This window comes from Lacticaseibacillus boliensis (assembly GCF_054784775.1).
The window spans coordinates 1-24,936 of record NZ_BAAIHN010000018.1; the positions used below are offsets into that span (position 1 = coordinate 1).

25 protein-coding genes are annotated in these 24,936 nt (G+C 56.3%); 7 read left to right on the forward strand and 18 right to left on the reverse strand.

The genetic code is table 11. The annotated features are described in order from the left end of the window. A partial coding sequence (locus ACYVRB_RS08470; RefSeq protein ID WP_461214738.1) for a helix-turn-helix domain-containing protein occupies positions 1-340 on the reverse strand: 340 nt, incomplete at its 3' end. Between the two features lie 106 nt (positions 341-446). Between ACYVRB_RS08470 and ACYVRB_RS08475 the strand changes: the two genes are divergently transcribed. The 3 genes from ACYVRB_RS08475 to ACYVRB_RS08485 all read left to right on the forward strand — a co-directional run bounded on the left by ACYVRB_RS08475 (position 447) and on the right by ACYVRB_RS08485 (position 2,958). Next, complete coding sequence (locus ACYVRB_RS08475; protein ID WP_461214740.1) at positions 447-1,268, forward strand: SDR family oxidoreductase; 822 nt, start codon at positions 447-449, stop codon at positions 1,266-1,268. Positions 1,269-1,326: 58 nt separating this feature from the next. Then, positions 1,327-2,076 (forward strand): SDR family NAD(P)-dependent oxidoreductase, encoded by a 750-nt coding sequence (locus ACYVRB_RS08480; RefSeq protein ID WP_461214741.1) that lies wholly within the window; start codon positions 1,327-1,329, stop codon positions 2,074-2,076. 186 nt (positions 2,077-2,262) lie between these two features. Next, positions 2,263-2,958, forward strand: coding sequence for an NmrA family NAD(P)-binding protein (locus ACYVRB_RS08485; protein ID WP_461214742.1), 696 nt, complete (start codon positions 2,263-2,265; stop codon positions 2,956-2,958). Between the two features lie 218 nt (positions 2,959-3,176). Here the strand turns inward: ACYVRB_RS08485 and ACYVRB_RS08490 are convergent, their stop codons facing one another. After that, the gene (locus tag ACYVRB_RS08490) at positions 3,177-3,500 is read right to left on the reverse strand and encodes a Rossmann-fold NAD(P)-binding domain-containing protein (RefSeq protein WP_461214743.1); all 324 of its coding nucleotides are present in this window, start codon (positions 3,498-3,500) and stop codon (positions 3,177-3,179) included. Positions 3,501-3,587: 87 nt separating this feature from the next. Then, positions 3,588-4,166 (reverse strand): TetR/AcrR family transcriptional regulator C-terminal domain-containing protein, encoded by a 579-nt coding sequence (locus ACYVRB_RS08495; RefSeq protein ID WP_461214745.1) that lies wholly within the window; start codon positions 4,164-4,166, stop codon positions 3,588-3,590. 158 nt (positions 4,167-4,324) lie between these two features. Between ACYVRB_RS08495 and ACYVRB_RS08500 the strand changes: the two genes are divergently transcribed. Then, on the forward strand, positions 4,325-5,383 hold the full coding sequence (locus tag ACYVRB_RS08500; RefSeq protein ID WP_461214746.1) for an amidohydrolase family protein: 1,059 nt from the start codon (positions 4,325-4,327) through the stop codon (positions 5,381-5,383). 16 nt (positions 5,384-5,399) lie between these two features. Here the strand turns inward: ACYVRB_RS08500 and ACYVRB_RS08505 are convergent, their stop codons facing one another. The 14 genes from ACYVRB_RS08505 to ACYVRB_RS08570 all read right to left on the reverse strand — a co-directional run bounded on the left by ACYVRB_RS08505 (position 5,400) and on the right by ACYVRB_RS08570 (position 20,531). Beyond that, positions 5,400-6,053, reverse strand: coding sequence for a B3/B4 domain-containing protein (locus ACYVRB_RS08505; RefSeq protein ID WP_461214747.1), 654 nt, complete (start codon positions 6,051-6,053; stop codon positions 5,400-5,402). Positions 6,054-6,147: 94 nt separating this feature from the next. Continuing rightward, positions 6,148-6,780 carry an orotate phosphoribosyltransferase gene (gene pyrE, locus ACYVRB_RS08510; RefSeq protein WP_461214749.1) on the reverse strand — a complete coding sequence of 211 codons (633 nt, stop codon included), beginning with the start codon at positions 6,778-6,780 and terminating at the stop codon, positions 6,148-6,150. Beyond that, the gene (gene pyrF / locus ACYVRB_RS08515) at positions 6,773-7,492 is read right to left on the reverse strand and encodes an orotidine-5'-phosphate decarboxylase (protein ID WP_461214751.1); all 720 of its coding nucleotides are present in this window, start codon (positions 7,490-7,492) and stop codon (positions 6,773-6,775) included. The genes pyrE and pyrF overlap by 8 nt, the downstream gene beginning before the upstream one ends. A gap of 430 nt (positions 7,493-7,922) precedes the next feature. Next, positions 7,923-11,102 carry a carbamoyl-phosphate synthase large subunit gene (carB, locus tag ACYVRB_RS08520; protein WP_461214753.1) on the reverse strand — a complete coding sequence of 1,060 codons (3,180 nt, stop codon included), beginning with the start codon at positions 11,100-11,102 and terminating at the stop codon, positions 7,923-7,925. After that, the gene (locus ACYVRB_RS08525) at positions 11,095-12,189 is read right to left on the reverse strand and encodes a carbamoyl phosphate synthase small subunit (RefSeq protein WP_461214754.1); all 1,095 of its coding nucleotides are present in this window, start codon (positions 12,187-12,189) and stop codon (positions 11,095-11,097) included. The genes carB and ACYVRB_RS08525 overlap by 8 nt, the downstream gene beginning before the upstream one ends. Positions 12,190-12,211: 22 nt before the next feature. Continuing rightward, positions 12,212-13,474: a dihydroorotase gene (locus ACYVRB_RS08530; RefSeq protein WP_461214830.1), complete on the reverse strand. Its 1,263-nt coding sequence runs from the start codon at positions 13,472-13,474 to the stop codon at positions 12,212-12,214. Beyond that, entirely contained in the window at positions 13,464-14,402 is a 939-nt protein-coding gene (locus ACYVRB_RS08535) for an aspartate carbamoyltransferase catalytic subunit (RefSeq protein WP_461214756.1), read from the reverse strand. The genes ACYVRB_RS08530 and ACYVRB_RS08535 overlap by 11 nt, the downstream gene beginning before the upstream one ends. A 2-nt stretch (positions 14,403-14,404) precedes the next feature. Beyond that, the gene (locus ACYVRB_RS08540; RefSeq protein WP_461214758.1) at positions 14,405-15,691 is read right to left on the reverse strand and encodes a solute carrier family 23 protein; all 1,287 of its coding nucleotides are present in this window, start codon (positions 15,689-15,691) and stop codon (positions 14,405-14,407) included. Between the two features lies 1 nt (position 15,692). Further along, positions 15,693-16,235, reverse strand: a complete 543-nt coding sequence (pyrR, locus tag ACYVRB_RS08545; RefSeq protein WP_461214760.1) for a bifunctional pyr operon transcriptional regulator/uracil phosphoribosyltransferase PyrR — start codon at positions 16,233-16,235, stop codon at positions 15,693-15,695. Positions 16,236-16,412: 177 nt separating this feature from the next. Further along, positions 16,413-17,330, reverse strand: coding sequence for an RluA family pseudouridine synthase (locus tag ACYVRB_RS08550; RefSeq protein WP_461214762.1), 918 nt, complete (start codon positions 17,328-17,330; stop codon positions 16,413-16,415). Continuing rightward, complete coding sequence (gene lspA / locus ACYVRB_RS08555) at positions 17,327-17,782, reverse strand: signal peptidase II (protein WP_461214764.1); 456 nt, start codon at positions 17,780-17,782, stop codon at positions 17,327-17,329. The genes ACYVRB_RS08550 and lspA overlap by 4 nt, the downstream gene beginning before the upstream one ends. A 2-nt stretch (positions 17,783-17,784) precedes the next feature. Further along, entirely contained in the window at positions 17,785-18,396 is a 612-nt protein-coding gene (locus ACYVRB_RS08560; protein ID WP_461214765.1) for a uracil-DNA glycosylase, read from the reverse strand. After that, entirely contained in the window at positions 18,396-20,069 is a 1,674-nt protein-coding gene (locus ACYVRB_RS08565) for a formate--tetrahydrofolate ligase (RefSeq protein ID WP_461214766.1), read from the reverse strand. Before ACYVRB_RS08565 ends, ACYVRB_RS08560 begins: the two co-directional genes overlap by 1 nt. Before the next feature lie 42 nt (positions 20,070-20,111). After that, the gene (locus ACYVRB_RS08570; RefSeq protein WP_461214768.1) at positions 20,112-20,531 is read right to left on the reverse strand and encodes a hypothetical protein; all 420 of its coding nucleotides are present in this window, start codon (positions 20,529-20,531) and stop codon (positions 20,112-20,114) included. Positions 20,532-20,562: 31 nt separating this feature from the next. Between ACYVRB_RS08570 and ACYVRB_RS08575 the strand changes: the two genes are divergently transcribed. Beyond that, positions 20,563-20,964 (forward strand): ribonuclease HI family protein, encoded by a 402-nt coding sequence (locus ACYVRB_RS08575; protein WP_461214769.1) that lies wholly within the window; start codon positions 20,563-20,565, stop codon positions 20,962-20,964. A 610-nt stretch (positions 20,965-21,574) separates the two neighbouring features. On the opposite strand, the gene ACYVRB_RS08580 is transcribed toward ACYVRB_RS08575, so the two are convergent. Then, complete coding sequence (locus ACYVRB_RS08580) at positions 21,575-22,177, reverse strand: nitroreductase family protein (protein ID WP_461214771.1); 603 nt, start codon at positions 22,175-22,177, stop codon at positions 21,575-21,577. Between the two features lie 110 nt (positions 22,178-22,287). Here ACYVRB_RS08580 and cls point away from each other — a divergent pair, with 110 nt between their 5' ends. Both cls and nrdH read left to right on the forward strand, forming a co-directional pair. Beyond that, the gene (gene cls, locus ACYVRB_RS08585) at positions 22,288-23,739 is read left to right on the forward strand and encodes a cardiolipin synthase (RefSeq protein ID WP_461214772.1); all 1,452 of its coding nucleotides are present in this window, start codon (positions 22,288-22,290) and stop codon (positions 23,737-23,739) included. 155 nt (positions 23,740-23,894) lie between these two features. After that, entirely contained in the window at positions 23,895-24,128 is a 234-nt protein-coding gene (nrdH, locus tag ACYVRB_RS08590) for a glutaredoxin-like protein NrdH (RefSeq protein ID WP_461214774.1), read from the forward strand. The last annotated feature ends 808 nt before the right edge of the window (positions 24,129-24,936 follow it).

Genomic DNA, 24,936 nt, shown 5'->3' on the forward strand with positions numbered 1-24,936 from the left:
GCTTCCAAGCCACTCGGTAATTTTTGACCGCATTGGCCTTCATGTCAGCATCAAAATCAGGATGATTCAGCCAACCGTGAATGTTACTGATGCCACTGGCTGGATGCTTTAGGCGTTCTTGTAGTGTAGCAATCCGCCGCGTAATGAGACTGATAGGACACTTCACCTGACGTAAAGCAAACAACTCGCGATTCATCGCCACCATCTCGTTGTAGATGAATCTACTAGCATCACTATTACGTTTGATGAGGCGTTTTTGTTCAGTAGATGGATAAACGCGGACACGTACCCCAAAGTGATATGGGAGTTCCGCCATGGATAACGCGTTGGGTTTAGGCATAATCTCACCTCCGATGGATGCTTCAATTATACCAAACATACGTTCTAATATCAAGACACAGTCTTTTCCTTCAATTGCTTGGCAGTGACTTGCATTCCTCTCCTCATTGAAATCAGGAGATTCCTGCATCGATCATCTTGAACAACAAGGCGTCAAAGAGACCATGGTCGGTGACAGCCGTGATCCAAAGTTTGTGGCCCAGGCCATGAAGGGTTGCGATCGGGTGCTTTACATTCCGCCGCAATTCACCTATCAAGAAGCCAAGATGGGCCGCATCGCCATCGATGCCGCCATCGACGCCAAGGTCAAGAAATACGTCTATCTGTCTTGCATGTATCCGAACATGGATACCTTGTTGCAACACCGGATGAAGGCGGCCGACGAGCGCTACTTGCTTTATCGCGGTGCCGAAACCGACTTAGACTGGTCCGTGCTGCGGCCATCTACCTATCATCAAAACATTTTCATGAAGATGTTCTATGACATGGGTGAATATCCAAGCATGTGCGACATCGACAAAGTCGTTTCATGGGTCGACCCATTAGACGTTGCCGATTGTGCCGCCAAGATGCTGACAGAAGACGGCTATAAGTACGCCATCTACACCTGCAGCAACGAGACGATGACGCCACGCGAAGTTGCTGCAGTGATGAGCAAAGTTTCAGGAAAGACCATCACGCCGATTTCCGTGCCGGAAGATCAGCTGATCAAGTACTGGCCGGATTATTTCGCTGGCAAGGACAGTTTTGCCACCGAATGCTTCTATGCCTTACGCAAGTCTTACAACAAGTGGGGCTGGGCCGGCAACAACAAGCAATTGCTGTCGCTACTGGACCACAAGCCGCGCAGCGTAGCCAACTGGTGTGCGCGGCAACTGGTCGCTGCAGGCATCAAGCCGGCAATTAGTGTCGAAGAGACGGAAAAATAATCTGCTGTTTCTTAATGTTATGTCCTAATCGCATTACCATTAAAGGAGACCACACGATATGAGTGATAAGAGTGAAGTTGTAACGTTGATTACTGGTGCTGAACGTGGGATGGGGTTTGTCCACGCAAAGACTTTGAGTGAACATGGCCAGCATGTCTTCATGGGTGCTTATGACATGAAGCTGGGCCAAGAATCTGCCAAGAAGCTGCAAGACCAAGGCTTGGACGTCACCTTGGTGCACTGTGACATCACCGACCGGGATTCGATCGATGAGACCATCAAGGCGATCGATGATAAATACGGCTACCTCAATATTTTGATCAACAACGCCGGGATCTCCGGTCCTCAAGGCGTGATGCCTTCTGAAACGTCTGAAGACGATCTGCGCAAGGTTTTTGAAACCAACTTCTTCGGTACCGCCGCGATGACCAAAGCCGCGATCCCGTTGTTGAAGAAAGCCCCGTTCGGCAAGATCATCACCATCACCAGCGACATGGGTTCCCTGGGCCTGGCAACGGATCCGACGTCGATGTTCTCCAAGATCGTAGCCTTCCCGTATCAGGCTTCAAAGACTGCGCTGAACGCAATGACCATCGCTTATGCCAAAGAGCTCAAAGGCACGAATATCACTGCCAACTCGGTCAACCCTGGCATGACCGCCACCGACTTGGTCGACAAGGAAGAATTCGCCAAGCATGGTGCCAAATCCGTCGACCAAGGTGCCGCACGCACCATCGAGCTGGCCTTGTCTCCTGACAACAACTTAAACGGTACCTTCACCGAAGATGACGGCATCGTGCCGTGGTAATGCTTCACTAAACGAAAGGAACGTCTTAAAATATGATTACGGTTACTTCTGCTGCCGGACACGCAGGCAGTTATGTGGTGAAAGCTTTGTTGGCCGCGAGGGTTTGAATTCGGCGCCGCCGACATCAACCCAGCAGTCAAGGATCTGCCTGGCATCAAGCAGTCGTTTGTCGGCGATCTCGCTGACATGACTTTGATCGATCAAATCACCAAGGCCAGCGACCAGGTCGTTTTCATTCCGCCATTGTTCCAGGCGGAAGAGACGATGATCGGCAACCAGCTGATCGATTCGAGTGTCAAAAACGGCGTCAAGCAATTCATTTTGATCACTGTGACCCACTCGATTCTGACCACGCTCTTGCAGCATAAGGCTAAGCGCGACATCGAAGAACACTTGGTCTACACCGGCATGAAGACGCAACTACCTTACACGATCTTGCAGCCGATGCACTATATGCATAACTTCCGGCCAAAAGAAGTCCACAAGACCGGCAAGTACGAGAACTTCTATACCAACGACGGCAAGCTGTGCTACGTTGATCCCTTAGACGTCGGCGAAGTTGCGGCCAAAGTGGCCAAAGATCCGGATAAGTACGACAAAGGCACCTTCGAGTTGGTCGGCACCAAGAAGACCTACACCCCGGTGGATTTGGTGAACATCTACAATCAGCTCACCGGTGAACACACCAAGGCCACGCATATCGATATCGAAGACTTCCTGAACCAGAATCACATCAATGATCTGTATACCCGAGCCTGCTTCGAGCACCTGGCGGATACTTACACCAACTGGGGACTGGATGGTAATCCGCTGGTCTTAGAGATGTTGTTAGGCCGCAAGCCAACGACGATTGAAGAATATATCAAACGCGAACTGAAGTAAGTCCCTCGATCCTGGCACGCAAGTTGTCTGAAAAGATGACTGGCGTGCTTTTTTGCGTGAAGATGGCATTGGCAAATGCCGTGGGCCCCGCTTCTCATATTTTTGGCCGATATTCATCGAGATGGTCTGGTCCTGCCGGAAAACTTGCCAGGATCGGATCGTCGTTATCGTTGTCGAAGCTTAAAAAGGCGCCGGCATCCACGCCAGCGCCCTTCATTTTACTTTTCCGGCCGATCCGCAGAAACAGACAGATCATGCAGCTTCTCAAACACCGCCAAGTTATCGCGATACTTCTTGATGGCGATATTGCTGGCTGACTTGCCCAGCGGCAGACGCAGTGGCAGGTTGTCAACGTGGTTGGTGACTTGATCGTAAATGATCTCTGCCGCCTTGTCGGGATCGCCGGGTTCGTGGTGCGCGCCTTGTGCGCCGCCTTTGATAGCCGGGGCAAACTGCTTGTAGTCCGGGATCTGCGGCAACTTCTTGGCCGATGAGCGCCCCGCCCAATCCGTCCGGGAGCCGCTGGGTTCGATCAATATCACTTTGATGTTTTAACGACACGAATTTTATGGCCTAAGAGCTGCCCAGCCGTCAAATCGCTGAGCTTTGGTTTTAGCGGAAAATCACCATTATTCCCTGAGACCCAAAAGATCATACGGACTTAAGAAACGCGTCTTCATGATGATTGCACACACTTCCTCGGGCCTCATTGGTGCCGACGACTCAAGCCACGTTTTGATGATGCTGAACAAACCGGAAATGACTAATTCCCATGCGTAATCTGATGGAATAGCTGGCGTCATGGTCAGCTCGCCTTTGAGCGCTTCAAGCCGTTCGGCAATCGCGGTGCGGACGATCGTCTTCAGCTTCGACTCAAGTCTTGGATCCCCAGTCGGGCCAAATAGGACCTTGAAGAGGTCGAATTCTGACGCAACGAAATCTACCACGTCGCGGACCACCGGATAGGTCGCCACGGCGTCAGTCTGCACATCCTGATAGTGCATGGTTTCATCGAATTCGTCTCGGAAAAGCTGTTCAACTTGAGTGGTCAGCCGGTCTTCATAATGCTCGAGCAAGGCGTATTTGTCGACGTAGTGTAAATAGAAGGTGCCGCGATTGATTCCTGCTGTCTTGGCAATGGCGCTCACCGAAAGCTTCTCAAAAGATTCGGTCTGTAACAACGCGATGAAACTGGCTTTGATGCGCACTTCTGTCGCAATGATTTTCTTTGACTCTTATTTTTCTGCATTGATCATGACAGTAAACTCAACACTTTCCAAAATTTTGATGATTGTCGCTACCAACAAACCAGCCTAAGATAAACGTGCAACCGACACGGTGTCGATTACCTATAGGAGGCGTTTTGATGGACGGCATTATCGATGTACACACGCACTATCTACCCAAAGTTTACACAGACGCACTGGCCCGCCACATTCCGGGAAATCCCGACGGCTGGCCGACCCCCGAATGGCAGCCCGAGACGACGCTGGCGTTCATGGTCAAAAATAACATCAGTTACTCGCTACTTTCGTTGTCTTCACCACACTTCAACTTTGGCGACAAGCAAGAGACCTTGGAGATCGCCCGCAAATCAAACGAAGCCGGCGAACAACTTGCACGCGAGCACCCGACGCAACTCGGCTACCTCGCCTCGCTACCGCTGCCTTATGTCAACGACGCGGTGGCTGAAATCAACTGGGCGCTGGCGCATCAGGCTCGCGGCTTCACGGTCCCAACCAACACCCGCGGGATCTATTTTGGCTCGCCGATTTTTGATGAAGTCTATTCCCAGCTGAATGCGGCCAAGGCCATCGTGGCGATGCATCCCAATCAACCAGCGGCTTTGCCGCAAAACGTCAACATTGATATGCCGACACCGCTGATGGGCTTTTTCATCGACACGACCATGACCTTTATGAACCTGTTGCAGTATCATTTCTTTGATCGCTTCCCGGACATCAAGTTGATCGTGCCACACGCAGGGGCTTTTCTTGGGATCCTTGCCGATCGTGACGAGACCTTTGTGAAGGCCCAATACCACGCGGATATGTTTGCGGCGATGAAACACGTTTACTTTGATACGGCCGGTGCGGTTTTTCCGCGTCAGCTACCGATGCTGATGACGCTCGCAGATGAACACCACCTTCTCTACGGCAGCGACATCCCCTACACCAACAGTCGGCTGTCTAGCCAGCTACTCAGCATCATCGTGAATGCAGATGACAAAAAGGCCACCCAAAAAATCAAGCTGGTGAAGACCGCCCAACACTTCGACCACTTCTACGAAAAACACAAAAAATTCGCCCAGATCCCGACATTGCTGGATATGGTCGTGCAGATGATGAGCGGCGCAGAGATCTTGACGCCAGAGCTGAAGCACGCGATCCTGACAACCAATGCCAAGACGCTACTGGAACGCTGACGGTCACTTTCTGGCCTCAGCCGGGTTTCACGATTTCTTGAGCAACGACGGTGCAGTCGTCGAGATATTCCTGGCAGGAAGTTGCGACGGTCGCCTGGATCGCCGCTTCATCGACATTCCCGAATGCGTAGACAACAACTAAGGCGTGCGTCGTGGCTTCTGTGATCATTGCCCGCGTCGAGTCTGCGGTCGGACTGCCGAAAAAGCCTTGCTGGTCTTGCAACGCCAACCCATTGCCTAAATCGATCGCGGCCTTGCCGATACCGGGATAAGTCGCCCCAGCAGGCGCCACCGTATAGGCCAGCGGCGGCTGCAGCTGCTCGAGGTCATAGCTCCCCAACGGCAGGTGAAAGCGCAGCGATAAGTCGTTGTTGAGGTCGACCAGCGTGTTGACCTGATAAAGCCCCTTGCCTTTGATCGCCCGCCGCCAGAGGCTGTCACTCGATGGCCGGTAGCGACTGGGATCCTTGCCGACATGCTTGTAGCCGGCCTTGGTCGCTTGGATCGCCGGATCTGCGCGCAAAATCGCCAGCGTGTCTTCTGCCGCAATGCGGGTAAGCAGCGGGTCTAGCCGCTCTTGCCAGAGTTTGTCGCTATGTTTGGTATTCTTGAACCTGATCTCAGTGGTGAGCAATTCACCTTCGATCGTTTTATCGATCGTCCATGCCATTCTCTCGGCCTCCGTTCTGATGCTTCCAGTATACTGCACGCCTAAATCAAAAACAGACCCCCGATGACAACCAATTCGGAGAACCGGTATTTGCTTATGCTTGCCAGTGTTCAGGATCCTTGCGCCAGGCGTGCAATAACGCCAGCTCAGCGGCATCGATCTGACCCTTGGCTTTGGCGGCTTCGATCAGCGCCGTGTAGTTGGTCAGCGTGGCAAACGGCATTTTCGCAGCGGCGAAGTTGGTGTCTGCGGCAGGCAGCTGGTAGCTGAAGATTGCGGCGACACCGATGACATCGATGTCTTCACGCTTGGCGGCTTCGGCGGCTTGCAACACCGAGCCGCCGGTACTCAGCAGATCATCGATCAGCACCAGCTTGGCGCCTTCGACCAGCCGCCCTTCGACTTGGCGGCCTTGGCCGTGATCTTTGGGCTTACTGCGGACATACGCCATCGGCAGGTGCAGCCGATCTGCGACCAGCGCCGCGTGCGGAATGCCGGCGGTGGCGACCCCACCAATCGCTTCGACATCTGGGAAGCGCGTTTTAATCACCTTGGCCAGCCCGTCAGCGATACGATCGCGCACCTCTGGGTAGCTGATGGTGATCCGGTTGTCGGTGTAGATCGGCGAATGGATCCCCGACGCCCAAGTGAACGGATCGTTTGGACGTAAGGTCACAGCACCGATGGTTAACAGGTCTTGCGCGATTTGGGTTTCTAATTCAGTCATTGGAATTACTCCATTCAGTCAGAATTTGATGATAAGCGACGATTGGGTCTTGCGCTTGGGTGATCGGACGCCCGACAACGATCCCAGAACTCCCGAGCTGTCGTGCCTGGCCCGGCGTCACGACGCGCTTTTGATCGCCAACGGCACTGCCTTGTGGGCGGATGCCCGGGGTGATGATGAGAAAATCGGGCCGGACGACTTGGCGAATGGCTTGTGCTTCTTGGGCGCTGGCCACGACCCCGTCGGCGCCGGCGGCCTGCGCGAGCGTCGCTAGGTGTTGGACGGAATCTTGCACGGCACCGGGGATCTGCAACTCCGAATGCAACATTTGCGTGTCAGTCGATGTCAGCTGCGTGATCGCCAACAACCGCGGCGGCAACACCCCGGCGTCTTTGGCCCCAGCCAGCAACCCGCGCTTGGCGGCCGCCAGCATCTCGCTACCGCCAGCGGCATGCGCGGTGGTCAGCGTCACCCCAAGTCGGCCCAGCTGATACGCCGCTTTTTCAACGGTGTGGGGGATGTCGTGAAGCTTCAAGTCCAAGAAAATGTTCAGTTGCCGTTGCGCCTGCAGCCGCTGCAAAATGCGCGGCCCTTCCGCGTAAAACAGCTCCATGCCCACTTTGACAAACAGCGGCTCGCTGGCGTCAAAACCGGCAACGAAATCGGCGGCATCTTGCCCAGTGGGAAAATCTAAAGCGATAATTGGTTGCATGTTGACTCCTTCTTGAAAATAGGTTCTCTCAACGATCGTGGTCTGGAGGATTGCATCTCGGGTTGAATCTCATCCATCTAGATGATGAAATACGTCACCCAATGGCGGTTTAACCTACAGATTCAATACGATAGCATTATCGTCTACCAACAGCTCGTTTTACACTGCTCTCAACCTGTCCAGCTACGCAGCCATCCAGGGTGTGGGCGAAAGCGCCGGAAGCAGGTCGATCTGACGTGGTGAGATGGCTGCTGGCGACTTGTCGCCTACAGCCAGGCGCAGGTGGAGATCCACTTCGTCGAAGACGAAGTTAGCTCCATCGAGCACCCTCTCCACGACAGAACGATCCTGCTGGAGTCGCTTTCGCCCACACCCGGCCGCCCACCCGGTGCCTGACAAAAACGCCAGACAGCGTCTGACGTTTTGAGGACTACAAAGCGGTGGTCGTGAAGGCGCGGGATTCGAGCACAGACACGATCGCGTTAGCGGTATCGAGGCTGGTCATCAGCGGCACGCCATGCATGATCGCGGCTTGGCGGATGCGGTAGCCGTCGCTGGTCGTCGCCCGATCTGCACTGGTCGTGTTGATGACCAGTTGCAACTTCTGATCCGCAATCGCGTCTAAGATCGCAGTTTTGCCGCTTTCGCCGAGCTTGGAGATCGTGGTGACCGTGATGCCGGCCGCTTCGAGTGCCTTCGCAGTTCCGGCGGTCGCGACGATCTGGTAGCCGACTTCGCGGAAGCGCTTGGCCAAGGCCACCGCTTCTTGCTTGTCGCTGTCGGCGACGGTGAACAGCGCGGTGCCGTAGCTTGGCAGGTGCGTGTGACTGGCTTCGAAGGCCTTATACAGCGCCTTTTCCAATGTCGCATCGCTGCCCATGACTTCCCCGGTGGACTTCATCTCAGGGCCGAGCAAGGAATCCACGGCGTTGAGCTTGGAGAAGGAGAAGACCGGTGCCTTGACGTGCACGCCTGGGCGGACCGGCAAGATGCCGGTGGTGTAGCCCAGCTTGGCCAGATCCATGCCTAAGATCGCTTGGGTGGCGACTTGTGCCATCGACACGCCGGTGACTTTGCTCAAAAACGGCACGGTCCGGCTGGCACGCGGGTTGACCTCGATGACGTAAACCTGCTGCTCGTGGACGATGAACTGGATGTTCATGATCCCGATGCAGTGCAAGGCGTGCGCCAGTGCAACGGTGTATTGTTCGATCTGATGCTTGACGTCATCAGAGAAATCTTGCGGTGGATATACCGCCATCGAATCCCCTGAGTGGACGCCGGCACGCTCGATGTGTTCCATGATGCCTGGGATCACAACGGTGGTGCCGTCGGTGATCGCATCGACTTCACACTCGGTGCCCACCAAGTACTGGTCGACCAAGACGGGATGGTCGTTGGAAACCGACACGGCCCGGTCGATGTAGTTGGCCAGTTCGTCTTCGGAATGGACGATTTCCATCGCTCGGCCGCCGAGCACGTAGCTTGGGCGGACCAAGACCGGGTAGCCGATCTGGTTGCCGATCTTCAAGGCGCCGGCCTTGTCGGTGGCGGTGCCGCCGACGGGTTGTGGGATCTTCAGATCGTTAATGATTTCATCGAAGCGGTCGCGGTCTTCGGCGGCATCGAGGTCGTCAAGGCTGGTACCCAAGATCTTCACACCGTGAGCGGCCAGCGGCGCCGCCAGGTTGATGGCGGTTTGGCCGCCGAACTGAACGATGACGCCTTTGGGTTGTTCCAGGTCGATGACGTTCAGCACATCTTCGGTCGTCAGCGGCTCGAAGTACAGCTTGTCGGAAATCGAGAAGTCTGTCGACACGGTTTCAGGATTGGAATTCATGATGATGGCTTCGTAGCCGGCTTTTTGAATCGCCTTGACGGAATGCACCGTCGCGTAGTCGAATTCGACCCCTTGGCCGATACGGATCGGGCCAGACCCCAGGACCAGCACACTTTCACGCGCAGAGCGGTGCGATTCCGTCTCGGTTTCGTAGGTGCTGTAGAAATACGGCGTCGTGGATTCGAACTCCCCGGCGCAGGTGTCGACCATCTTGTATACCGGTACGATGCCCTGGGCTTTGCGCAGAGTGCGGATGTCGTCTGCGGATTCGTGCCAGAGCTTGGCGATGGTTTCATCGGCAAAGCCGTTGCGCTTGGCGATGCGCAGCATGTCGACATCGTCGCGGTTGGCGCGCAGTTCCCCTTCTAATTCGATGATGTGTAAGATCTTGTCGAGGAAAAAGGCGTTGATGCCGGACAGCTCGCTGATCTCTTCGATCGTGTAACCGCGGCGGAACGCTTCAGCGATGGCAAACAAGCGCATGTCGTTAGGCGTGATGATCTTGTCAGACAGCTCGGTGTCGGTGAAATCTTGATCTTCTTGGCGCCACAGGTGCACGGCCCCGACTTCCAGGCCGCGGACGGCTTTGAGCAAGGCTTCTTCAGCCGTACGGCCGATCGCCATGACTTCGCCGGTGGCCTTCATCTGGGTGCCCAGCGTGCGGTCCCCGTTTTCAAACTTATCAAACGGAAAGCGCGGGATCTTGGCGACTACGTAGTCGAGCATCGGCTCGAATTCCGCGTAAGTCGCGTCGGTGATCGGGTTTTTGATCTCGTCAAGCGTCAGGCCGACGGCGATCTTGGCCGCCATCTTGGCGATCGGATAGCCTGTGGCCTTAGACGCCAGCGCGGAACTGCGGCTGACCCGCGGGTTGACTTCGATGACATAATATTTGAAGGAATTGGGATCCAGTGCCAGCTGCACGTTGCAGCCGCCTTCGATCTTCAGCGCGCGGATGATCCGCAGGCTGGCGTCCCGCAACATCTGAACTTCTTTGTCCGTCAGGGTCTGAACCGGGGCGAAAACCACCGAGTCGCCGGTGTGGACGCCCACGGGATCGAAGTTTTCCATGTTGCAGACGACCATCGCGTTGTCCGCGGCGTCGCGCATGACTTCAAACTCGATTTCCTTGAAGCCGGCGATCGAGCGTTCGATCAAGCACTGGGTGACCGGGCTGAGGTTCAAGCCGTTCTCGACGATCGTCGCCAGCTCCGCTTTGTTGCGGGCGATCCCGCCGCCGGTGCCGCCCATGGTGAAGGCCGGGCGCACGATTACGGGGAAGCCGATCTCGTTGGCGAAGGCTTCCGCTTCTTCGTAGTTGTGGGCGATCGTCGATTCTGGGATCGGCTCGTTGAGCGACTGCATCAGGTTCTTGAAGAGCTCGCGGTCTTCGGCCTGGTCGATCGCAGACAACTTGGTGCCCAGCAGTTCGATGTGCAGCTCGTCGAGGATCCCTGAGTTGGCCAGTTCCATGGCGAGGTTCAGGCCGATCTGGCCGCCAATCGTCGGCAGAATCGCGTCAGGCAGTTCCTTGCGCAGGATCTGGCTAAGGAATTCCTTGGTCAGCGGTTCGATGTAAACCTGGTCGGCGATTTCCTTATCCGTCATGATAGTCGCGGGGTTGGAGTTCACCAAGACGACTTCGTAGCCTTCTTCTTTCAGCGCCAGACAGGCTTGGGTCCCTGAATAATCGAATTCTGCGGCTTGGCCAATGATGATCGGGCCGGAGCCGATGACTAAGATTTTATGAATGTCTTGGCGTTTAGGCATGCGTGAGTTCCTTTCCTTGACGATTGTTGAAAGCATCCATCATTTCCATGAATTCGTCGAACAAGTGCGCGGCATCGTGCGGACCCGGCGCGGCGTCTGGGTGAAACTGGACGGAAAAGGCCGGATACAAGCGGTGACGGAGGCCTTCGACGGTGTAGTCGTTGATTTCTTCATGGGTGACCAGCAATTGATCCGGGTTGATGCTGTCGGGATCGACGGCATAGCCGTGATTTTGGCTGGTGAAGTCGATGCGGCCGGTGGCGATCTCGCGAACCGGATGGTTGAAGCCGCGGTGGCCGTACTTCATCTTGAAGGTGTCGGCGCCGTTGGCCAGCGCAAACAGCTGGTGGCCTAAGCAGATCCCAAACAGCGGGATCTTACCTTCGATGCCACGGATCATGTCCAGCGCTTCTGGCACGTCTTTGGGATCGCCAGGGCCGTTGGTCAGCATCACGCCGTCTGGATCCAGATCGAGGATCTCGGCGGCGGTGACGGTTGGCGGCAAGATCGTCAGGTTGCACTGGCGCTTGGCCAGCTCGCGCAAGATGCTGTGCTTGAGCCCGAAGTCGACGACCGCCACGTTGCGGCCGGTGCCCGGCGCTGGATAAGCGTGTGGCGTGGCGACTTGCTGCACCTGATTTTTCGGCAGGACCAAGGCGCGCAGCTGGTCGAACGCGTGCTCATCGGCGGCGTCGACGATGCTGGCCTTCATGGTGCCGGCTTCGCGCAAGACGCGGGTCAGCGCCCGCGTGTCGATGCCGGTGATGCCGGGAATGTGCTTGCGAGTCAAGAATTCATCGAGACTCATCTGCGCGCGCCAGTTGCCGGTGACTCGAGCCAGGTCGCGCACGACGACCCCTTTGGCCGTCGGGTTGATGCTTTCGTAGTCGTCGCGGTTAATGCCGACGTTGCCGATCAAAGGATAGGTGAAGGTGATGATCTGGCCGTTATAGCTCTGGTCAGTGATCGTCTCTTGGTAGCCGCTCATGCCGGTGTTGAACACGATTTCGCCAGTGGTGACGGACTCGGCGCCAAAACCTTCGCCTGCAAAAACACTGCCGTCTTCAAGAATCAAATAGCGTTTCAATTAACTGCCCCTCCTTGTTTGCTCATGCCTTGTAGGCGACGCGACCGCCGGCGACCGTCGTCACCACAGCCCCTTGGACCTTGCGGCCGATGAACGGACTATTGTGGCCTTTGGAAAACCAAGTGGTCGGGTCGATGACATAGTCGCGGTTCAAGTCGACCAACGTGAAGTCGGCGACGTCGCCGATACGCAGATGTCCTGCCGGCAAGTTAAAGGCCTCGGCCGGCTTGGTGCTCATCCAAGCGATCAGCTGGTCCAGCGTCCACTTCCCGGTGGCGACAAACGCCGTGTACAACAAGGCAAACGCCGTTTCGCTACCGACGATGCCAAACGCCGCCTTTTTCATCGAGCCGGTTTTTTCAGCGGCCGTGTGCGGGGCGTGATCGGTGGCGATCATATCCAGCGTCCCGTCGACTAGTCCGGCAATCAGCGCTTGGCGATCAGCTTCACTGCGCAGTGGCGGGTTCATCTTGAACATCGCGTTATCGCCGGGAATGTCTTTGTCCGCCAGCAACAAATGGTGCGGGCTGACTTCGGCGGTGACGTTGACGCCGCGGGCTTTGGCCTCGCGGATCAGCTGCACAGACAAGGCGGTGGAGACATGGCAAGCGTGGTAATGCACGCCTGCCGCTTCTGCCAGCACCAGGTCCCGGGCCAGCTGCGCGGTTTCGGTGAGGTTGCTCATGCCCGGCAGCCCCAGCTTATCCGCGTACGGGCCGGCGTTCATGACGCCCATTTTTTTGAAGCCTTCGTCTTCGATATGCGCGACGATCGGGGCATTCACAGCCGCGGCGCCTTGCATGGCGGCAAACATCGTCGCCGCGTCTTGGACCCCGACCCCGTCGTTGGAAAAGCCCAGCGCGCCTGCGTGTTTCAAGCCAGCATAATCCGGGCGATCCTGCGAATGCAGGCCTTTGGTGATCGCGGCGAATTGCTGAACATGGATCCGGGCATCGCGGTGGTTTTTGGCGATCAGCGCGGTGAGATCTTCGACGTTATCCGGCACTGGGTCGAGGTTCGGCATCGCGACGACGGTGGTGAAGCCGCCGTGAGCTGCCGCCTGGGCGCCGGTTTTGATGGTTTCTTTGGCGGTGAAGCCGGGTTCGCGAAAGTGCACGTGCACATCGACCAACCCGGGGATCAAGGTCTTGCCTTTGGCATCGATCACCGTGGTTTTGGCCGGGGCGCTGAGGTCTTTGCCGACAGCGACGATTCGGTCATCGGTCGTCAACAGATCCCCCACAAAAGGTTCCGGGCCGACGACACGGGCGTTCTTAACGAGCAAGTGCATGGTGGTAGCTCCCTTCTTGGATCGGTTGGGCGCAGACGAGTTCGAGCATCGCCATGCGCATGAAGACGCCGTTGTGCATCTGGGTGAAGATTCGCGACTGCGGGCATTCCACCAGGTCATCAGCCAGCTCGATGCCGCGGTTGACCGGCGCCGGGTGCATGATGATGGCGGATTTTTTGAGCTTCGGATACAGCTTGTCGGTCATGCCGAAGCGCTCGTGGTAGGTGGCTTCGGAAAACTCTGCTTTTTCCGCGTCGCTCAGGCGTTCAAACTGCACCCGCAAAAGCATCAAGACGTCGACTTCCGGCACGATCTCGGCCAGTGGCTTGTACGGGCCGTACTTCTGAAATTCCTTGGTGTACCAGGCTTTCGGCCCGGAAAACGTGAGGTTGGCACCCAACTCGTGCAGCAGCTGCATGTCAGATCGCGCCACCCGTGAGTGCGTCAGGTCCCCGACGATTGCGATATTCAGGCCCTTGAAGCCGCCGAATTCTTCGTGGATCGTCATCAGATCCAGCATCATCTGGCTGGGATGCTGGCCCGCGCCGTCGCCGGCATTGATGATGCGTAGCGGCAGGTGTTCTGCCAACAGTGATTGGTAATAGGATTTGACCGGATGGCGAATGACCGCCACTTGAACCCCGATCGCCGCCAGCGTCCGCAAAGTATCAGCGAGCGTTTCGCCTTTGGTGACTGAGCTTTGGCGCGGATCAAACGGCATCACCGTCATCCCCAGCCGCCGCTCTGCCATCTCGAAGCTGGTGTGGGTACGCGTGGAAGGTTCAAAAAACAGATTCGCCGCATAGATCGGCATGGGCAAGTCGCTAACGGCCCCCGCCTTGAAAGCCTCAGCACGCGCGATCAATTGACTGGCGAGTGTCGGGGTGACTTGATTAGCTGAAACGAAATCTGTGAATGCCATGGTTATGCCTCCTCGTTGGCTGCATGTTTCGGTAAAACAAAGTTCAAGAAGATCCCGATGACGGTGGCAAGTGCCAACCCGGAAAACTGGAAGTTGCCGAGTTTGAGCATCGCGTTGCCGATGCCGATAACCAAGATGGTCGAGCCGATCATCAAGTTACGCTTTTTGCCGAAGTCGACCCTGTTGTCGATCAAGACCTTCAGCCCGTTAGACGCAATGACCCCGAACAGCAAGAAGCTGATGCCGCCGATAACCGGACTTGGGATTGTGCGAATCAAGGCGGAAAGCTTGCCGATGAAGGCGAACAATACCGCAAAGCCGGCGGCGCCGCCGATGACCCAGACGCTGTGCACCTTGGTCATGGCCATGACGCCGATGTTTTCCCCGTAAGACGTGACTGGCGGGCCTCCGACGAAACCGGCGATGATCGAAGCCGTGCCGTCCCCTGCCAGGGTGTGGTTCAAACCAGGATCTTTGAAGAAGTCGCGGTGCGTCATTTCGTTCAGCACCATGATGTGCCCCATGTGTTCGGTCATCGTGACAAACGCGATCGGCGCCATGGATAAAATGGCATCAAGATATAATTTCGGACGATACGTGAGTCCTGGGATCTGGAATTTTGGTAGCGAGAACCAGGCGGCTTGTTGCACCGGGGCGAAGTCGACGATGCCGACGATGACCGCCAGCAGATAGCCGGTGACCAGCCCCAACAAGATCGGCAGTAAGGAAATGAATTTGCGCAGGTACATGTTATAGATGATGGTTGCCGCTAACGTCACCATGGCGACGGCGAAGTACTTGAGGTCGTAGACGCTGGTGCCGTTGGCAAGCGTGCGCATCGTGGCGTCGGTCGCAGCAGTACCGGCTAGGCTCAATCCAATGACCATGACGATCGGGCCGACGACGATCGGCGGCAAGGCCTTATCGATCCAGGCGGAACCGGCGAAGTTGACGATCAAAGCGACAATCAGATACACGCAACCTACCGCGATGGTGCCTTGGGCGATGGCCGGATAGCCGGCGCCTTTCATCAAGGCCTGCATGACGGTGATAAAGGAAAAACTCGAGCCCATGTAAGCCGGAATTTTGCCGCGGGTGATCAAGATGTACATCAGCGTCCCGACGCCGCTTGAAAACAGCGCGATGCTGGGATCGAGGCCGACTAAGATCGGGACCAACACGGTGGAGCCAAACATCGCGAACAAATGCTGGATCGACAGGCCAAACCAGTGGGAAAGCGCCGGTCGGTCGTGAATGTCTAAGATCGCGTCATCATTGTGGTAGGCCATCTTAAGCCTCCAACTTGGCAATACTGATGCCGTCTTCGCCGTCGAGCTCGGAGACTTCAACGTTGATCTCTTCAGACAGCGCCGTTGGAATGTTCTTGCCGACAAAGTCTGGGCGGATCGGCAGTTCGCGGTGCCCGCGGTCAACTAACACCGCCAGGCTGATCTTGTTTGGCCGTCCTTGATCCATCAAGGCGTCCAGCGCCGCGCGGATCGTGCGGCCGGTGAAGATCACATCGTCGACCAAAATCACGTGCTTGTCGGTGATCGATACCGGCAGGTCAGCCCCTTCGACGTCTGGCGTCAGGCTGTGGTCGAGCTTGTGCACATCGTCGCGATACATGCGAATGTCCAATTCCCCGACCGGCACGTCTAAACCTTCCAGCTGCTTTAAGCGCTTGGCGATCCGGTTGGCCAGATAGATCCCGCGGGTTTTGATGCCCACGATGACCAATTCGTTCAGATCCTTGTTTTGTTCGATGATCTCATAAGTGATCCGGGTGATTGCGCGCTGCATGGTGACCCCATCGACGACTTGTTTTGCCATTATTCTCTTCTCCTTTTGGTTGTCAGCCTTCAACCCAGGCACAAAAAAATCGCCTTCCAGCCAGTTTTGGTTAGAAGGCGACCGTGTTTAGTCGTAGCATTCTCCTGTCGCAACAGGAACGATACCTTCTAAGCCTCTCTGGACTTGGTTAAAGGTGCTTGTTAAGTTGTGACAAGCTTATCGAATCACGCGGGTTTTGTCAATGCCTGCACGCAGATCGGTCAAAGTTTTTTGAAAAATTGTTGGCGGGTCGATCTGGAACTCACACCACTGGCCAGACACCGGATGGGTGAACCCGAGCGTTTCCGCGTGCAAAAACTGGCCGTTGCCCGGCAGCGTGCGCTTAGGCGCGTAAAGCGGGTCGCCGGCGACGGGATGGTGGATATACGCCATGTGCACCCGGATCTGGTGGGTGCGGCCGGTTTCTAAGACGCAGCGCACCAAGGTGTAATTGCCGAAGCGTTCCACCACCGTGAAGTGCGTGACCGCGTTGCGGCCGCCGGCGACGACGGCTTGTTTCTTGCGGTTTTTGGGATCGCGACCCAGCGGCGCCGTGATCGTGCCGCTGTCTTCTTTGAAGTTGCCGTGGACGATCGCCAGATACTGGCGGCTGGAGGTCTTGGCCTTCAGCTGCGCGGCCAGGCTGACTTGGGCGGCCTGGGTCTTGGCGACCATCAACAAGCCGCTGGTGTCTTTGTCGATGCGGTGGACGATGCCCGGGCGCAACACATCGTTGATGCCGGTGAGCGTTGTGTGCCCCAAGATCGCGTTGACCAAGGTGTGGTCGGGATGCCCTGGCGCCGGATGGACGACCATGCCTTGAGGCTTGTTGACGACGATCACGTCGTCATCTTCATAGACGATATCTAGCGGAATGGCTTCGGGCTTGGCTTCCAACGGGATCGGTTCGGGCTTGGTGACGGCCACCACGTCGCCTGCGCGGACCTTGTATTTGGCCTGGGCGAGGTCACCGTTGACGGTGACATGGCCGTGTTCCAGCCATTTTTGCGCTTGGGAGCGCGTGGTGTCTGGCAGCGTGGCGGCAATGACTTTATCCAGCCGCCCGGATTGGGTCGTGATCGTGAATGTGCTCATCGGCGTGCCTTCTTGCCGTCAAAAAACAGCAGGTGGATCAACACCAACACCACCCCGACGGTCAAACACGCGTCGGCGAAGTTGAAGATGGCAAAATTCATGAAGTCCACCTGGAACATGTCGGTGACGAAGCCTTGGCGCAGGCGGTCGATGAAATTGCCTAACGCCCCGGCGAGGATAAACACCAGCCCCAGCCGGTAAACCCGGTAGCCTTTGGAATCACGCCACAGCCACAACACGACCCCGACGGCGACCACGGTGATGATGTAGAAGAACCACTGCTTGCCTTCCAGCATCGAAAAAGCCGCCCCGGTGTTTTTGATGTGCGTTAAGCTCAACACGCCGGGGATGAAACTGATCGTCTGCCCGAGCGCCAAATGCGCGACCACCCAGGCTTTGATCAGCTGGTCGCAGGCGATCAGCGCAACGGCAAAGATTAAATAAATCAACAATATTAGGAAGCCTCCAAAAAGAGTTTGATATGGTGCAGATCATCAAGAGTCTGCGTTTGGGTCGCCTGGCGATACAACAACGCCGCCGGATGTGCGCACACCGCCAATGAACAGCTGGGCCCAGGCACCAAAACGCCGGCTTGCACCTGCAGGCGGCGGATCTGGCGGGTTTGGCCGTGGAAGTCTTTGACCCGCCCGTGATCTAGCCGCGCCAAGGCGGTGTTGCCCATCGCCAAGATCGGCACCGGCGGCAAGGCGTTGAGTTCCGCGTCGAGTAGCCAGCCTTCTGCCAACAGCTCCGCTTGCGTCGGCGGGCGGTTGGCGAGCTTGCCGTTTTTTGTCCGGATCGGCCGGCGGTGGAAGCTCATGGTGATAAACACGTCTGCGCGCGTCAGCCCCAAGGCGGCTAGCATCAAGTCCAGCTTCGCGCCTGCCCTGCCGGTGAACGGCCGCTTGGCAGCGACCTCGGTTTCGCCCGGGGCCTCACCCACCAAGATCAGCCGCGGGTTCAAGTTGCCAAATCCTGGGATGAACCCTTGCGTATTGGCAAACGTCATCGCCTCTGCTTGTGCCAGTTGCGCGGCGCTCAGCGGGTTGTGGGGCCAAGCGGACATTAGAACAGCCCGGAAATCACGCCGTCGTCAGACACATCCATGTTCATGGCCGCCGGACGCTTTGGCAAACCGGGCATCGTCAAGACGGAGCCGGTCATCACGACTAAGAAGCCGGCGCCGAGCTTTGGGATGATATCGCGCACGTGCATGGTAAAGCCAGTCGGCGCCCCCAGTGCCTTGGGGTCGTCAGACAGCGAGTATTGGGTCTTGGCCATGCAGATCGGCAGGTGTTCCCAGCCGTTGGCGGCGATGGTCTTCAACGCCAGCTCTGCCTTGTGGTCGTAAGCCACGTCGGCGCCACCGTAAATGTTTTGGACGATGGTTTGGATCTTGGCCTTGACGTCTGCGTTGACGTCGTACAACGGCGTGAACGTGCTTGGCGCCTGCAAGGCTTGAACCAGCGCGTCTGCCAGTTCTAGTGCCCCTTTGCCGCCTTGGCCCCAGACATCGGCCGCCACGGCAGGCACGTCGACTTTGGCACAGGCATCGATCAGCATCTGGATCTCCGCGTCGGTGTCGCTGGTGAAGCGGTTGATCGCCACGATCACCGGCCGGCCGTATTCTTGCATGTTGTGGATGTGCCGCAGCAAGTTAGGCAAGCCCGCCTTCAGTGCGGTGAGGTCTTCGGTCGTCAATTCTTTGAGCGATTGACCGCCGTTATACTTCAGCGCGCGCACGGTCGCCACGATCACAACGGCATCAGGCGTCTTGCCCAAAACCGGAGACTTGATATCCATGAACTTCTCGCCACCGAGATCGGCCCCGAAGCCGGCCTCGGTCAGCGCGATGTCGCCTAACTGCAGCGCCGTTTTGGTCGCCAAAACGGAATTGCACCCATGCGCGATGTTGGCAAACGGGCCGCCGTGGATCAGCGTTGGCGTGTGGGCGAGCGTCTGCACCAAATTAGGCTTCAAGGCGTCTTTGAGCAACATCGCGATGGCCCCGGTGACGCCCAAGTCGCCCACGGTCACCGGCTTTTTATCGTAAGTATACCCGATCACGATGTTGGCGATGCGGGCCTTGAGGTCGTGCATGTTCTCGGCCAGACACAACACCGCCATCAATTCGGATGCCACGGTGATGTCAAACGAGTTTTCCCGCGGGACGCCGCTGGTGGCGCCGCCGATGCCGATCACCGTGTGACGCAAGGCGCGGTCGTTGATATCCAGCACCCGGTTCCAGGTGATCCGGCGGGGATCGAGGTTGAGCTGGTTACCTTGTTGCAAATGGTTGTCGATCAAGGCGGCCAAGGTGTCGACGGCCGTCGTCAGCGCGTGCATGTCGCCGGTGAAGTGTAAGTTGATGTCTTCCATCGGCACGACTTGAGAATAGCCGCCGCCTGTGGCGCCGCCTTTCATGCCCATGACCGGGCCCAAAGACGGCTCCCGCAGCGCGATCACGGCGTTGTGGTGTTGCAGGTTCAACGCGTCGCCTAAGCCGATGGTTACCGTCGACTTGCCTTCTCCGGCCGGCGTCGGGTTGATCGATGTGACCAACACGAGCTTGCCAAGCGGCTTGTCGGCAAGCCGGCGTAGCGTCGGATAACTCAGCTTCGCTTTGGCCTTTCCGTATAATTCGAGGTCATCTGGGGTCAACCCCACGGTGGCAGCGACTTCGGTGATCGGCTTCATTTCGGAAGCTTCATTAGCTTGGGCAATTTCAATATCAGACAATATAGTGCTCCTTTCCTCAAACCCCGTGAGTGAACGCTTCACTCAGGAACGTAACGACTGCGTGGTGGCGACATGAATGTTCGCTTGTTTCAGCGCCGTTAACAATTGCGCCATGCGTGCGAGGCGAACAATAGTAATTTTACCATACGATTTCGTGGTTAAGGTAATAGAATGTGCGGTTGCACTGGCTTCGGTAACGGCCGCAAGCGGCATCGACAGGCGATTGCTGGCGAAAAATCGGCCCAAAGTCAACCGGGTGGCGCTCAGGCTCAGCTTGAAGCTCGTGATCTGCCTGAGGACCACGAGCACCAAAGCCACCCCTAGCCCGACAGCCGGCCAATACAGGTTGTCATAGGCGCCAAATTCCATCTGGATGATGATACACAAGCCCAATCCGGCCACTATCCCACCCCAAAAAATGCTAAAATCAAGCCATGCTGGCTGATAATAGAAGCGTTGCAACGACGAGTCACTTCCTTTAGGAGATAGTTTCATGATACGACTATACACAGATGCAGCAACAAAAGGCAACCATGGAATTGGCGGTGTCGGGATCTTGATCGTCGCCCCTGGCGTCCATGACCAGACCCACGCCCCCTTACCGGCCATGTCCAACCACGAAGCCGAGTTCGCGGCGGCCAAGGCCGGCTTCGAGCGGCTGGTGGCATTGGACTTGCACGGCATGGTGAGCTACAGCAGCGATTCGCGGCTGGTGATCGACGCGCTGAACAAAGGCTACGCGAAGCACTACGCCGCCGAGCTGGCCGCGCTGATGACGGTGGTCGACCGTTTCGATCCCGTCATCTGCCAGTGGATCCCCGAGCGCCAAAACCACGGCGCTCATGCGTTGGCGCAACAAGGTCTGCACCAGGCGGAAGCTGATGCCGGCTTCTGAGCGGTTCGAGGTGGATGGTAGATGCCGCTGGGCTGCGGCGGCAATGGCGAGACGCTATGCGGCCGGCTTCAGCTCTTGCTTCGCAAGGAGCTTCCGCCTAGAATCAAAGCCGCTTCGCGTCTCTGATTCTGCCGACCAGAACACCGGTAAGCCAGCAAAGCTGTCTCACAGGCGTTCTGGTTGTCACGGCGTCTCGTCATTGCCGCCTTCGCGTCGCTACTAAACTGCACCGATGCCCCTTAGATCTCAGTTTTCCTGATCATATCACCGATACAAAACCGAATCGACGTCGGCTATATCGGAATCTTCAACGTAGAGAAAATCTTGTCGGCAAGCCGTCTCATAGACACGATTCTTGTCACTGCCATGCCCTTTTCCCCTACACGTTGCCAGTCCCGCCCGCTCAGAAGCCTTCGATAGATAGTTTCAGTTTACCGTCAGTGCAGCTAAATTCAGAAATCGCCATCCCAGGGTTCAAGTTTTCTCTGTTGTAAACGAAGCGCACAGATCATTTGCCCAAGACATAACCAAAAATCGCCTCCAACCACGATCATGGTCGGAGGCGACAGGCGGCAAAAAGATTTTCTGCCACTGATTTAGTTTGTTAGAATTAACCTAAGACCTTGAACTGATCGTCGCGGTTCATGTAGTCCTTGGCGCCGGCTGGGGCTTCGATCGAGCCGAATGGCATCTGCGCACGCAGGTTCCAGTTAGCTGGGATATCAAAGGCGTCAGCGACCAGGGAATCGATCAGCGGGTTGTAGTGCTGGATAGAAGCGCCGATGTTGTTGTTGGCCAAAGATGTCCACGTGTTGAGCTGAGCGGAACCTTGGCCCTGCTCTGCCCAGGTCGCGAAGTTGTCTGCGTACAAGGTGAAGTCTTTTTCAAGCTGGTGCACCACTGCGGTGTCGGTGAAGAATAAGATGGTCCCGTAAGCGGCCTTGAAGCTGGCGATCTTCGCCTTGGTCTTCTCGTAGGCTTCTGCGGTTGGCACTTCGGTTTCGAGGCGCTTGACCACGATGTCCCAAAGCTGGTCGTGCTTGTCGCCAAAGAGGAAAACGGCGCGGGTCGTCTGGGAGTTGAAGGCCGTCGGGGTTTCTTGGATGACGTCTTCGACGAGCTTAACGATCTCGTCTTGGGAAGCCTGGACGTTCTTGCCCAAAGCGTAAATGGAGCGGCGTTTCTTCAATGCGTTCAATACATCTGTGTTCAAATCAGTTACCACCTTTATGTTTTTGAGTATGGAGCTATTGTATCAACTGACAAAATGTAAGTAAAGAGAATAATTCAAAATTTTTTTATTTGTTTGTGTAGGAGGACCTTATGTCGCTATTCGGCTGGCTGATCATCGGCTTGTTATTCATCAACACGCTTGGCGCGATCTTCACCGTGTTGCGCTCCGTGCGCGACATCGCCACCACCTGGGCGTGGCTGTTGGTGCTGATCTTCCTGCCGGTGCTCGGGTTTGTTATCTACCTGTTCGTCGGCCGGCGGCTATCGGCCAAAAAAATGCAACTGATCCACGCCGAATATGCGCACGGGATCGCGGCGTTCGTCCAGCTGCAAAAACGCGCCAACGTCCGCGGCAACCTCCTGCCGCAAGCGTCGTTGACCCCGACCGGCCAAGAGCTGATCAACCTGTTTTTGAACACCGCGCGGGCGCCTGTGCTGACCAACGAATCTGTGCAGCTGTATTTTGACGGCAAAGACAAGTTCGCGGCGCTGTTTGCAGACATCGAAGCGGCCAAGCACTATATTTATGTCGAATACTACACGATTTATAACGACGCCTTGGGCAACCAGCTACGCGACTTGTTGATCGCCAAGGCCAAACAAGGCCTCGAGGTGCGCGTCGTCTATGATTCTTGGGGCTCGATGGGCGCCACCACGCGCTGGTGGCACCCGCTGGTTCAAGCCGGCGGCAGTGCGGAAACTTATTTCAGTTCCAAGCATCTGATCGCGGATTTTCGCATGAACTACCGGCTCCACCGCAAGATCGTCATCATCGACGACACCATCGGCTACATCGGCGGCTTCAACGTCGGCGACCAATATGTCTCGCGAAGCAAAAAGTTCGGCTTTTGGCGCGACACCCACCTGCGCGTCGTCGGTGACACTGTCATGGCCTTGAAGATCCAGTTCACGATGGACTGGAACGCGACCGTGCGGCGTGGCCGCCAGCTGCCTTACCCCAACGCCCCGCTGACGGCGATGCAAGGCCAACCTGGCAACGCCATCCAAATCGTCGCCTCCGGTCCCGACAGCATCGGCCAGCAGATCAAGGCCGGCTATGTGCGGATGATCACCGGCGCCACCCGCTCTGTGTGGCTGCAGACGCCTTATCTGATCCCAGACGACACCGTGTATGACGCGCTGGTCGCCGCCGCCTTGGCCGGCATCGACGTGCGCGTCATGATCCCGAACATGCCCGACCACCCGTTCATTTTCCGAGCGTCGCAATATTACGCTGCGGCGCTGACGCGCGTCGGGGTAAAGGTCTACCATTATCAAAAAGGCTTCCTGCACGCCAAGACCATGGTGATCGACGGCAACGTCGCCAGCGTCGGCAGCGCCAACATGGATATCCGCAGTTTCAAGCTGAACTTCGAGGTCAACGCATTCATCTACGACCAGGCCGTCGCCGCCAGACTCGCGGCCGCCTTCCAGCGCGACTTGGACGACTGCTACCTTTTGACGCCGGAGTTGATCGCAGAACAAAGCCACTGGTTGCATTTCAAGCAGCGCTTTTCGCGCCTGTTGTCCCCGATCCTGTAAAAAAGTAAGTTGCATTGCAGCCTTGTGTGTGTATAATGATGAGTGCACCATATCTAGCGGCCAAAATCGGTCGTCGCTAGATATGGTGTTTTTGTTTGACGGCACCCACCATATCGGGTATACTATATTTATCAGTTAACAGAGAGGCGATTAATATGAACACCGACGTCACATTATTTACAAAGAACGGCTGCCCACAGTGCCGCATGACCAAGCATTACCTGCAGACACACGGCATCACGTTTACCGAACACAACATCAACAGCGAACCTGAATATATCGACTACCTCAAGGACAAAGGCTTCCAAGCCGTTCCCGTCCTCGAAGCCGATGGCATCGAAGCCTTCTCCGGCTTCCGCCCAGACGCACTCAAGCAGCTGGCCAGCTAATCTGGTCGGCTTTTTTTCATCCAAAATTGGGGGTATTGGAACGGCCGGGTGTGGGGGAAAACGACTCCAGCCGGATCAATCTGTCGTGGAGAGGGTGCTCGGTGAAGCTAACTTCGTCTTCGACGAAGTGGATCTCCCCCTGCGCCTGGCTGTAGGCGACAAGTCGCCAACAGCCATCTCACCACGTCATCAGATTGCCGGCTTCCGTCACTTTCCCCCACACCCTAGATTCTACATATTCGGATAGTTTAGACCGACCATATTTTCGTCACTTGAAAACCACCGCTTCTGCTAAATCAAAGCCTTACCCCTTCCTCGAGTTTGCATCCTAATCACCCAAAGCGTATTTCCGAGACATAGCAAAACGACCACCACCAAGCAATCCTGTTGTCGAAGTAGAATCCGAGTTCATGACTCAACACTCTTATCTGTGACAACGAATTGCCACAATTTTTGCAGAGTTGCATTGCCGGCGTAGCAAAGCTAGCCTACTTCCTCCCGGAGGACAGCCCCTATAATCATAACCACGCCAAACAAGGATAGACCACACGGTTTTGTCCTTGTCCTGAGCCATCGCCCGTCTCCGCACACCCCGTCCTCATATTTGCGGTCTACACAACTAAAGCGGCAATTTTTGAGTTAACGGAACAGACATATCGGCAAATAAACTTGTCCTTGAAACGCTATCGATGTGGATTCATCTGATTGGAAGTATGCGAAGTAGTTCTGCTTCCCCATCCTCAATTGAGACAACATCAGATAACATTCCATCAATGTACAACCTACGATACTGCATGTTTAAAATAAC

Bases quoted from the DNA above. Each gene is read 5' to 3' on its own strand.
- ACYVRB_RS08485 (WP_461214742.1), top strand. From the start codon at position 2,263: ATGACTTTGATCGATCAAATCACCAAGGCCAGCGACCAGGTCGTTTTC.
- cls (WP_461214772.1), top strand. From the start codon at position 22,288: ATGTCGCTATTCGGCTGGCTGATCATCGGCTTGTTATTCATCAACACG.
- pyrR (WP_461214760.1), bottom strand. From the start codon at position 16,235: ATGGCAAAACAAGTCGTCGATGGGGTCACCATGCAGCGCGCAATCACC.
- pyrE (WP_461214749.1), bottom strand. From the start codon at position 6,780: ATGACTGAATTAGAAACCCAAATCGCGCAAGACCTGTTAACCATCGGT.
- carB (WP_461214753.1), bottom strand. From the start codon at position 11,102: ATGCCTAAACGCCAAGACATTCATAAAATCTTAGTCATCGGCTCCGGC.
- ACYVRB_RS08500 (WP_461214746.1), top strand. From the start codon at position 4,325: ATGGACGGCATTATCGATGTACACACGCACTATCTACCCAAAGTTTAC.
- ACYVRB_RS08505 (WP_461214747.1), bottom strand. From the start codon at position 6,053: ATGGCATGGACGATCGATAAAACGATCGAAGGTGAATTGCTCACCACT.
- pyrF (WP_461214751.1), bottom strand. From the start codon at position 7,492: ATGCAACCAATTATCGCTTTAGATTTTCCCACTGGGCAAGATGCCGCC.
- ACYVRB_RS08480 (WP_461214741.1), top strand. From the start codon at position 1,327: ATGAGTGATAAGAGTGAAGTTGTAACGTTGATTACTGGTGCTGAACGT.
- ACYVRB_RS08535 (WP_461214756.1), bottom strand. From the start codon at position 14,402: ATGGCATTCACAGATTTCGTTTCAGCTAATCAAGTCACCCCGACACTC.
- ACYVRB_RS08575 (WP_461214769.1), top strand. From the start codon at position 20,563: ATGATACGACTATACACAGATGCAGCAACAAAAGGCAACCATGGAATT.
- nrdH (WP_461214774.1), top strand. From the start codon at position 23,895: ATGAACACCGACGTCACATTATTTACAAAGAACGGCTGCCCACAGTGC.
- ACYVRB_RS08560 (WP_461214765.1), bottom strand. From the start codon at position 18,396: ATGTCCGCTTGGCCCCACAACCCGCTGAGCGCCGCGCAACTGGCACAA.
- ACYVRB_RS08540 (WP_461214758.1), bottom strand. From the start codon at position 15,691: ATGGCCTACCACAATGATGACGCGATCTTAGACATTCACGACCGACCG.
- ACYVRB_RS08550 (WP_461214762.1), bottom strand. From the start codon at position 17,330: ATGAGCACATTCACGATCACGACCCAATCCGGGCGGCTGGATAAAGTC.